This window comes from Acetobacterium sp. UBA5834 (assembly GCF_002435675.1).
GTDB classification, from domain to species: Bacteria; Bacillota; Clostridia; order Eubacteriales; family Eubacteriaceae; genus Acetobacterium; species Acetobacterium wieringae.
In genome coordinates this window covers 18,908-28,853 of the sequence record NZ_DJGY01000043.1, presented here as the reverse complement: position 1 = coordinate 28,853, position 9,946 = coordinate 18,908, and the positions used below count along the sequence as shown (strand labels likewise).

The window sequence follows — 9,946 nt, the reverse complement described above, 5'->3', positions numbered from 1 at the left end:
TATACTCTACCGAGTTAATGTTTATAGAGTTCATCTCTCTGTTTCTATTTAGCCTTCTTACCACCCTCGCGGGTGTTTTTGGCTGTTTTACAGGTTTTATGGTACTATTCTCTTTTCTATGACCGTTGCTCTGCAATCGTTTCCGACCTGCGAAGCTTTTCTATTATATCGTCGTTTCTTGTGATTGTCAAGCTGTTTTTTGAAATTCTTTTTTGTTGTTTTCTATGTTGCTGTGTTTTCGTTGCCGCTGTTTTTGACGACTTTGTTAGTATAAAGACTTTTCAACTCTTTGTCAATAAGTTTTTGAAAAAATATGTCTTTTATTTTACTGTTTATAAAAGACTTTTTCGAGCCGAAACATCCTAACCAGTTTATCTCCATCAGTGAGATTAATAAAGGATCCAAACAATATAAAAATCAGTCCAACCCCGATATTTAAGGTAATCGCTTCTCCCAGGATTACCAGTGCAAAAATCGGCGCAACCATCGGTTTAATGAAGAACGCTACTGAAGCTGTCGACGGGCCAGCGACTTCAACGGTTTTTAGATAAAAGTAATAGCCGATCCCCGTCACACAGACACCCAAATAAAATAACAATGGTGCGGTTCCCAGACTAACACCTTGAAAAACTGGTTGGCCGCTCGCAATCAGAATAATCAATAATACCGCCGAACCCATCAGAAAACTAAAACTGTTCTGAGCCACACCACCGATTACACCAATTCTTTTTTTGCCATAGGCAGTGTACAGTCCAAAGGCAATCGCTGCCACTAGAGTCATTAATAAAAACCAGATATTATTTTCACCGGAGATGAACTTTTGGGGGTTCATCACAATGATCAAACCGACGATACTAATGGTCAAGGCGATCGCCTTTTTTTTCGTGAATTTTTCATGGGCGATAAAATGGGCAAAGACCATCGTAAAGACCGGATTGATCGAGAATATTAGCGCTGCCAGACTGGCGTTAATCCCCATTAAGCCAATCTGAAAAAGTACCATGCTAAAGCAGATACAGATTAAGCCCAGTGTAAAAAGATACCCCAGGTCACTCGTGCTGAGTTTAATCTGTTTTTTCTTGAGATCACTGATCGCAAAGGGCAACAGAAAAAATCCTCCAATTAAGAAGCGGATAAAAGTCAGCTGAATGGGATTAAATGTAGCTCCCCCAATTTTTAGCGCAACTTCCATCGATCCGAACAGCATTCCGGTTAAAAAAACATAGAGATAGATTTTCTTCATTATTTCCTCGTTTCATTTTTTGTTATTGCCACCTGTACCTGGCCGCTATTTTTTGTGTTTATTTAAACGGTTGGTACCGAATGTTGAACCGGCAGTTTAAAGAAGGCTTCATAGGGCACATAGTCATTCCCATAGACCTCCACATAAACCATCACTTCCTGACTGGGGTTTTTCAACCCGAATGCTTCCTGAGATCCCAAACTCGATGCCCCAATCGGAATTTCCTGAGGATAGGACATTCCAGTCACTGGATAGGTTTCTGCAATCTCGCCATTTTCATCGATCACATAAAAGCTGACTGATGAAATATATAAATCCATCACATCTTTTTTATGGCCAATGTTTGTATAGTCATAGGTCAGTACCACTACCTGGTCCGGATTTATTTCTGCATACTCATTTCGATAGTCTGTCTCATTGGCGGCTTTAAACGCCAACGAAAAATCCCCGTCAACTGTCCATGTTTCGCCGGGACCATAAATCCTGGCTGGCTCCTGGGTCAGCGTTTCTTCGCTTTTTATCTGCTCTGAGTAGTCATAATCATACTGGCTTTCTTCTTCATCCATCAGAAAAGCAACACCAAAAAAGATCCCAGAAATAATAACAATACTGATCCAGATGATTGCAAACACCCCTGACTTTCGAGGCGACTTTATTTTTTTATCTTTTTTTGTTTTCCCGTGAATATTGCTATTTCCCCAGACATCTTTGTCTTTTGATTGTTTTTTTATCTCAACTTTCCTTTTGCCCCAGGATCTTTTCTCGTCCCAACCGTATTCCATGTCATCTTCATTCTTGGTCATCAAGCCATTTACCAGAAACACAATTCCCGCTAATACCGCATACACAGTCGTAACTGCCGTCATACTGTCATTTCCTGCAAACAGAAACGTAACAATGGCACATCCAAAATAAAATTTTGCGGCCGTCAACAAAATTTTACGATCTTCATTATTTATTGATGCAACCCCAATTGTTCCGGCGATGAGCAACAAAGACAGCCCAGCCAACCATCCATAGGCATAAATATCCGGATTTTGAGCTGAAAAGTCCAGACTTCCATTAACCATGGACTGGTAAATAAAAGCAAAGGTCAGCATCATCGCAATGACACTGGTCAGCAATTTTGTAAGCTTCATTTTATCTCTCCTTACACGTTTGTTAGCAAATGGTACTTCCCGATCAATTCCACCGTGGACTCGACAATCGTTGCGGTCATCCCCCAGATCACATCCTCTTTATAAGAATAGAAATTTATCTCATAGCTACCTTTAACCCAGGGATAGTTCTTTCCGCCAGGAATACATTCATAGGGAAAATCCTTTGGTTGTTCGTGACTCAAATGATTAAAATACTTTTTTGGTGCATGCTCCTGAAAATATCGGACTGGTACAGTAAATACATCGGCTACTTCTTCATGACTGAAACCATAATTATAATCTCTTAGGATCGCAATAAACGGATGGATCATCATATTAAATGGCGAAATAAAAACATCTCCTGGTCCCAGTATTTCGATTTGCCCACGATCCACCAACAATTCTTCCATGGTTTCCCGGATTGCCGCTTCCTGGGGCGTTTCACCTTCTTCCAGTCGTCCACCCGGAAAACAGATTTCACCTGGCTGACGATTCAATGTCGCAGAGCGTTTTTCAAAAAGTAATGCCGGCCCTGTTGCAGTATCCACCAAAATCACCAGTACCGCATACTGACTGAAATTTCGTTCGCCAATCATTCCCGGGCGGCGGTTGTAAAAGTCTTCTCGTTCCAATTTATTCCACCTCAACACTCTATTTAAACTGTGCTTGATTATTATAACACTACCAATTCGTCTTCTTTTATTTTATACGTTCTATTCTAACATAGAATCGCACCCTTGAAAATCAACCGTTACAATCGCAATTGCAAAAAGACTTGCATTACCTAGAAGTTCTATGTATAATACAAGCATACCTAATAGATCTATGTATTCAGGAGGTTATTAATGAATGTATCAAAGGATTTAATTGCCGCCTCGGCAACCCCCTTTATTCTATCCATCTTAAAAGAGAATGACAGCTATGGCTATGCGATTATCAAGAAGGTTAAAGAATTAACCGGAGACGAACTCGTCTGGTCCGAAGGAATGCTTTATCCGGTTCTTCATCGTCTTGAAGAAAAAAATTTTATCGAGTCGTATTGGAATAATTCTGATGGTGGCCGGAAGCGAAAATATTATAAACTTAAAGAGGAAGGACTGGTTGAACTGGAAGTACAAATGAAACAATGGGAAATTATCCATACTGCCCTCTCTAAAACCTGGTTTGAAATTATCAACAAGGAGGACTGCTTGCCATGTTTGATTTAGAAAAAAACATCCGTGCCTGGAGTGACTGCCTGCGTAGTCAGGGGCATTTTAAGGAATCGGACATTATCGAATTGGAAAGCCATCTGCACGATGAAATCGAAGATCTGATACACGCCGGATTATCAACGGAAGAAGCCTTTTTAATCAGTGTAAAACGCTTTGGCGATACCCATTCGGTTTCCCGGGAGTATTCAAAAGTAAATACTGAAAACCTCTGGAAACAATTGATGCTAGAACCCGAACCCACCGGCGTTTCAAGGGAAAATCAGCGTTATATCGGGCTGGTCATTCTGTTCTCGTTTCTGGCTGGCACCTTTTTCAAAATTCCAGAACTTTTCGGTTACAGTTTCAACGACCCCCAATACCAAATTTTTTATTTTAAAAATTTGAGTTTTTTCATTCTGCCCTTGATTGCTCTGTTTTTTCTGTATAAAAACAAATCCAATTTAAAAATGGTCACTGCGATTTTAGGCATTTTTGCCGGTGCGGCCGTCCTGGTCAATGCTTATCCTTCTTATCCCCCAAATAGTACCGAAATACTAACCGCTTTGCATCTGCCATTATTTTTATGGCTCGTCACTGGGGTTGCCTATCTCGGTATACAATGGCGTAGCAGCCAGGGACGGATGAATTTTATTCGTTTCACCGGTGAAGCCATAATCTATGGCACCCTTATTTTCTGTGGTCTTATCGTCTTGGCGATGTTTACCCAAGCCATCTTTTTTGCTGTTCAAATTGATGCCAGTTGGTTTATTCAGAATTATTTGATTGTCTATGGAGCCGCTGCGGTGGCGATGATCACCGTCTATCTGGTCGAGACCAAGAAGAGTGTGGTCGAAAATTTTGCTCCGATTCTGGCCAAAATATTCAGTCCGCTTTTCCTGTTTATCATGCTTGCCTTTCTGGTGATTCTAGTCTTATCCGGAAAAAGTCCTTTTATGGAAAGAGATTACCTGATTGCCTTTGACTTTATGCTGGTATTGGTTCTGGGCTTGGTTCTTTACACCATTTCAGCCCGAAATCCCTATGCTAAAAACAAACTTTTTGATTATCTGAATCTGGCCCTGATTGTTGTCGCAATGATCATCGATGCGGTCGCCTTATCCGCCATCCTCTTGCGCTTATCCGCCTTTGGAATCACCCCAAACAAACTGGCGGCACTGGGCGAAAATCTGATTCTGTTAATTAATCTGGCTGGTTTGGCTTGGCTTTATGGCCGCTTTTTCGTAAAAAAAATTGATTTCACCCGAATCGAAAACTGGCAGACATCCTATCTCTATGCTTATGCCATCTGGTTGGCTATTGTCGCCTTTATTTTCCCGATTGTTTTTGGCTTTAATTAGCCACCTGCAGCTCACTGATTCAATTGAATCAATGACTAAAAAAACTGACCAGCCTGTCCGGATGGGATGGCTGGTCAGTTTAAATTAATATTTATTTCTTATCATTTTAACTTAACAGGATCAAACCTGCACAATTGCAAGCATAATGCAACACGTGTTTTTCGATGAACTGGATCAGTTAAGCAATTTACCGACTTATTTCAGCGCATCCAATCCCGCTTGAGCAACGGTCATATCTTCTGCCACGCTTCCACCGCTGACACCGATTCCTCCGATGATCTTACCGTCTTCGACGATTGGGAAACCACCCCCGAATACGACCATTCTGCCTTTGTCACAGGATGCAATACCAAAAAGCTGACCAGCTTCTTTAGCCAACTCTGCGGCCTGATCGGTCCCCATTTTAAGCGCAACTGCAGTATAGGCTTTATTGGTGGCAATGTCCATGCTGGCCAATAAAGAATCTTCCATTCGGTTAAATAACACCATGTTTCCGCCTGCATCACAAATTGCGATAACCATTGGCACATCAATTTGGATCGCTTTTTCAGCAGCCGCTTCTGCCATTTTCTTTGCCATGTCTAAAAATTTCCCTGTTTTTGTCATTTTTTTCCTCCACTTTCTTAGTAAGTATTCTTTTTTTTAGCTTTCCTGATTCAACTCATGAATGCTCATAGTATACCCATAAAAACCATTAATTATCAGAAGCCACTTAAAATAAAGAATACTCACGCCTAAGATAGAGCAATTCTTGTGCCAACTAAAAAGAACAATATTTTACTATAAATTTGATATCATGCATTAAAAAATGTTCATTTTATATGCAAATTACCGTTCGTTTTGCTAACACTTGTTCACGTTTTAATCACTTTCGATGTAACACAACTTTCGGACAGCCCTCAAAAGCCTTGTCACTGATTTCCTCGATGGTCGCTGGTAAATAGACATCCGTTAAATTATTACAATCTTTAAATGCCCAGGAAAGAATTTTTCTGGTTCCCTCATTGATTCTTACCGTTGTTAGTTGATCACACTGATTAAAGGTAAACGAAGCAATCCGGGTCACACTTCCCGGTATTTCGATGTCTTCAATCCCACAACGGGTCATGGCATATTGCCAAAAATCTCTAAGGTTGGCTGGCAGCTTGACCTGCTTCAGATTTTTGCATCCATCAAAAACAAAACCACCAATCTCGATAACCGTATCCGGAAACTCAACCCGCACCAATTCTTTATGGCCTTTAAAAATGTCATCCGCAACAATTAATATATCTTTGTCCGCAGGAATAAACGCTTCTTCACCCTCACCTTTTGCCTCCGTCAGACACATGCCAAAATCTTGCTTTTTGTAATAATATTCATACATAAAATTTGCTCCTCTTCATTCGTTTTTAAATTTGTCACTTACTATAAAATTCAAATCAACTCACATCATTAAGCGGTAAGCATTTATATTCTTTTGTGAGTATAGCATAAAACGGTTTTGAATAAAATATTTATGCTCAGTTCGTTTTAAATCATATTTTTAATTGCTATTGACAAGCAAACAAACTTACATTACAATAGCACTATGGTTAGTTAGTCAACTAACTAACCAATATTCCGAAAGGGGGTATCCCTTTGCAAATAAATTTTGAAGATGAACGGCCGATTTTTGTTCAAATTGCCGATGGTATTGAAGACGCCATCTTAACAGGGGCTTTTGAAGAAAGTGGTCAGATTCCATCCATAACTGAATTGTCGGTCAGTTATAAAATCAATCCGGCCACGGCGCTCAAAGGCATCTCGATATTGGTTGATGAGGGTATTATTTTTAAAAAACGCGGTGTCGGGATGTTTGTCGCTCCCGGTGCAGTTTCAAAACTGCGGGACAAACGCAAAGAATTATTCTTCGATCATTATATTAAAAAACTCATCGAGGAAGCAAAAAAATTAGGTATCACCAATGAAGAAATATTGGGAATGGTAGAAAGAGGTTATCAGGAATGAACGGAATAGAAATAAATGATGTGACAAAAGGATTTGGAGACACATTAGCTTTAAATCAGGTAAACCTGACATTTGAGCCCCACAAAATATATGGACTATTGGGTCGAAACGGCGCTGGAAAATCGACGCTTTTGAATATTATCACCAATCGGCTCTTTGCCGACAGCGGCCAAGTTACCATCGATGGTCTGGTAAGCGTTGAAAATGATATGACCCAAGGGCTGCTCTATCTGATGTCAGAAAAAAATCTGTATCCCGAGAGCATGACCTGTAATGAAGCCTTCAAGTGGACGAAACAATTTTTCAAGGATTTTGATTTGGACTATGCACTCAACTTAGCCGGGCAATTTAAACTGAACACCAGGAAAAAAATCCGCTCGTTGTCGACTGGTTATACTTCCATTTTTAAAATCATCATAGCCCTTTCGGTTAACACCCCCTATGTCTTGTTTGACGAACCGGTTTTGGGCCTGGACGCCAATCATCGGGAAATGTTCTACCGGTTACTGATCGAAAAATATAGCGATAATCCATTCACAGCGATTATTTCCACCCATTTAATCGATGAAATCGCCAATCTGCTGGAGTATGTCATGATTATCAAAAACGGTGAAATTCTGGTGAACGAATCCTGTGAAGCTTTATTAAGCAAGGGTTACTCGGTTACCGGCGCAATCACACAGGTGGATGCCTTTATTGCCGACAAGGAAGTGATTGGCGCCGATGTACTGGGCGGATTAAAAACCGTCACTATTATTGGATCTCTTGATAAGCGTACCGTGCCTGATGGAATTGAGATAACCAACCTGGATTTACAGAAATTATTTATCAAACTAACCAATGAGGAGTAACGTAATGAAACTACATGCAATTTATAAATATCAGCTTGCGGATCACCGAAACGCTGTTTTAATCTTCTGTGCCGTCATCCTGGCGGTGATGGCGCTGGTTCCGATGCAAATCACCTTTTCATCGGATATCCTGACGACGAATCAATCCAGCCAAATCGCCGGTCTCGATATGGCACCCGCCGTATTTCTATTCGTTTGCGGCCTGAACGCTTTTAAGGAAAATTTTCTGTTTGCCCTGCAAAACGGTATCTCCCGAAAATCTTTATTCGTGAATCGGATCTACGTCGCCGTAACATTGGCTGTGGCGATGGCCTTGTTTTCACTGCTGCTATTGGCGCTTGGAAAGTTAATTGATTCGCCAGCAAGCGGCATTGCCTATTCCAGTTTATTGAGTATGATCTATCAATCCACAGGAACTATTCAATTTAGCGGTCTATCTGAATATCTTATCAGCTTTCTTTTTCTGACGGTGCTTTTTATTGCTGCTCAAGCCCTCGGTTATTTTATTACCGTCGCCCTCTATCGGATGGATAAAAAACAGAAAATCTCTTATATCGTTGGTTTTTATATCATCGTCTTTGTGGTCTTGCCACTCATCGATATGTTCATCTCTGGCCAGATATCAACCATCCTGCTGAAGTTTTTAGACATGGCCATGGGTGTTTCCGCCCATAACCCCTTTATCGGCATGTTCTCCTTGCTAATTTTTAGTATAATCGCAACTGGATCAACCTGGGTTCTGATCAGAAACGCCGGGGTTAAGAATTAATTATCGAAAATAAATAGCCATGATTGTCCAAAATAAGCGGGACAATTATGGCTATTATTATGTTATTGTTATAATATAACGATATGTGATAACAAACTTTGCAACAATAAATTTGAATAACCAGGATTTGGAAACCGAAATGATGAGCGATTTAAAGCAAAAATTAAACCAGATACCGCTGCTTCCCGGTATTTATAAGATGTTGGATTCCAGCGGTCAAATTATCTATGTCGGAAAAAGTAAGTGTCTGAAAAAAAGAGTGAAATCCTATTTCACTAAATCCCCCAAGCAACCAAAGATCGAAAGAATGATTTTTTTGATCGACGATATCGATTATATTGTCACCGATACCCATTTAGAAGCCCGACTGCTGGAATGTCAGCTGATCAAGGAGCTCAAGCCTTATTTTAATTCGCAAATGAAAAACGACAGACAGTATTTCTATCTAAACGTTACTCATTCAAGTCATTCCAGGGGATTATCGATTGTCCTGGAACGGGAAGATCATAGCTTTGGACCGTTTCGGAGAAAACAGGTAATCCTATCATTGATCGATATGCTCACCCACCTCTTTCCAATTGTTCAGGAGAACAACCGCTTCGATTTTTACTATCATACGCTTCCCGAGCCAATGAGCCCAGAAGATTTTTTGAAGAACAGACAGACCTTGCTTCTGATTTTTTCCGACGATACCAAGTTAAACTGTTTCATCAATCAATTAGAGATCTGTATGCATAAAGAATCAGCCCAATATCATTACGAACGAGCCACCACATACCGGGACTTGATCAAAAGTCTGGCATATATCAGCCATAATCTTCATGCCTATAAGCATCTGACAACCAGAGATATCCTTTTGAAAATACCAGTACGAGATGGTGAAAAGCTCTTTTTTATTTCAAGCGGCAGAATCATATTGAAACAGTATTTTCCAGTTTTGACCCAATCAGTGATTGATACTTTTTTTAATGAAGGCAGCCGAATGAAATCTGCACTTGTCCCCATCCCGGATGAAAAAGCAGGGGTCGATTTTCAGAACATCCTCTTTTCTGAAATCCAAGCCCTGCCAGATGAGTGGATTTTGAAATAAATCAACTGATAAAACCTATTTTATGCTCAGATTCAAAGCTATCCAGATTACCCACCTAATCGAAATAAACTGTAAAAAAAAGAAGCCCCGGAATTGAAAGTCTCAAATCTGGCTGCTTCTTTTTCAACTTGTTTAGTAATCTTCACTTTCTTTTTCTTCGATGGCTCTTAAGGCTTTTCTCAAGACATCTTTGATCCGCTCCTCTTTATGGTTAGGAATCGGAATCACCTCATCCAAAGCATCAATGATGATTCGGATTTTATCTTCTTTACTCATCTTCATTTTATTGTTTCCTCCCTTATTTTTTATTGATT

General features: G+C 40.2%; 12 protein-coding genes. 6 read left to right on the top strand and 6 right to left on the bottom strand.

Annotation, left to right across the window (positions count from 1 at the left end; translation table 11 throughout):
- Positions 1-325: 325 nt before the first annotated feature.
- The 3 genes from B3F51_RS08670 to B3F51_RS08660 form a co-directional block, all read right to left on the bottom strand.
- Positions 326-1,243, bottom strand: coding sequence for a DMT family transporter (locus B3F51_RS08670; RefSeq protein ID WP_286946622.1), 918 nt, complete (start codon positions 1,241-1,243; stop codon positions 326-328).
- A gap of 62 nt (positions 1,244-1,305) precedes the next feature.
- The gene (locus B3F51_RS08665) at positions 1,306-2,382 is read right to left on the bottom strand and encodes a hypothetical protein (protein ID WP_070369482.1); all 1,077 of its coding nucleotides are present in this window, start codon (positions 2,380-2,382) and stop codon (positions 1,306-1,308) included.
- Between the two features lie 11 nt (positions 2,383-2,393).
- On the bottom strand, positions 2,394-3,014 hold the full coding sequence (locus B3F51_RS08660) for an NUDIX hydrolase (RefSeq protein WP_084633412.1): 621 nt from the start codon (positions 3,012-3,014) through the stop codon (positions 2,394-2,396).
- A 213-nt stretch (positions 3,015-3,227) separates the two neighbouring features.
- On the opposite strand from B3F51_RS08660, the gene B3F51_RS08655 reads away from it, so the two are divergent.
- Together B3F51_RS08655 and B3F51_RS08650 are read left to right on the top strand one after the other, a co-directional pair.
- Positions 3,228-3,590: a PadR family transcriptional regulator gene (locus B3F51_RS08655; RefSeq protein WP_286946620.1), complete on the top strand. Its 363-nt coding sequence runs from the start codon at positions 3,228-3,230 to the stop codon at positions 3,588-3,590.
- Positions 3,578-4,933 carry a permease prefix domain 1-containing protein gene (locus tag B3F51_RS08650; RefSeq protein WP_286946619.1) on the top strand — a complete coding sequence of 452 codons (1,356 nt, stop codon included), beginning with the start codon at positions 3,578-3,580 and terminating at the stop codon, positions 4,931-4,933. The genes B3F51_RS08655 and B3F51_RS08650 overlap by 13 nt, the downstream gene beginning before the upstream one ends.
- Before the next feature lie 195 nt (positions 4,934-5,128).
- Here the strand turns inward: B3F51_RS08650 and B3F51_RS08645 are convergent, their stop codons facing one another.
- Both B3F51_RS08645 and B3F51_RS08640 read right to left on the bottom strand, forming a co-directional pair.
- Complete coding sequence (locus tag B3F51_RS08645) at positions 5,129-5,539, bottom strand: GlcG/HbpS family heme-binding protein (protein WP_070369484.1); 411 nt, start codon at positions 5,537-5,539, stop codon at positions 5,129-5,131.
- 259 nt (positions 5,540-5,798) lie between these two features.
- The gene (locus B3F51_RS08640; RefSeq protein WP_148637878.1) at positions 5,799-6,299 is read right to left on the bottom strand and encodes a leucine-rich repeat domain-containing protein; all 501 of its coding nucleotides are present in this window, start codon (positions 6,297-6,299) and stop codon (positions 5,799-5,801) included.
- Positions 6,300-6,553: 254 nt separating this feature from the next.
- Between B3F51_RS08640 and B3F51_RS08635 the strand changes: the two genes are divergently transcribed.
- The 4 genes from B3F51_RS08635 (at position 6,554) to B3F51_RS08620 (ending at position 9,632) form a co-directional block, all read left to right on the top strand.
- A complete protein-coding gene (locus tag B3F51_RS08635; RefSeq protein WP_026396224.1) occupies positions 6,554-6,922 on the top strand; it encodes a GntR family transcriptional regulator in 369 nt (122 codons plus the stop codon).
- Positions 6,919-7,773, top strand: a complete 855-nt coding sequence (locus B3F51_RS08630) for an ABC transporter ATP-binding protein (RefSeq protein ID WP_148637879.1) — start codon at positions 6,919-6,921, stop codon at positions 7,771-7,773. Before B3F51_RS08635 ends, B3F51_RS08630 begins: the two co-directional genes overlap by 4 nt.
- A gap of 4 nt (positions 7,774-7,777) precedes the next feature.
- Entirely contained in the window at positions 7,778-8,542 is a 765-nt protein-coding gene (locus tag B3F51_RS08625) for a hypothetical protein (RefSeq protein ID WP_148637880.1), read from the top strand.
- 139 nt (positions 8,543-8,681) lie between these two features.
- Positions 8,682-9,632: a GIY-YIG nuclease family protein gene (locus B3F51_RS08620; protein ID WP_148637881.1), complete on the top strand. Its 951-nt coding sequence runs from the start codon at positions 8,682-8,684 to the stop codon at positions 9,630-9,632.
- A 132-nt stretch (positions 9,633-9,764) separates the two neighbouring features.
- Here the strand turns inward: B3F51_RS08620 and B3F51_RS08615 are convergent, their stop codons facing one another.
- Complete coding sequence (locus B3F51_RS08615) at positions 9,765-9,914, bottom strand: hypothetical protein (protein ID WP_187389281.1); 150 nt, start codon at positions 9,912-9,914, stop codon at positions 9,765-9,767.
- Between the last annotated feature and the right edge of the window lie 32 nt (positions 9,915-9,946).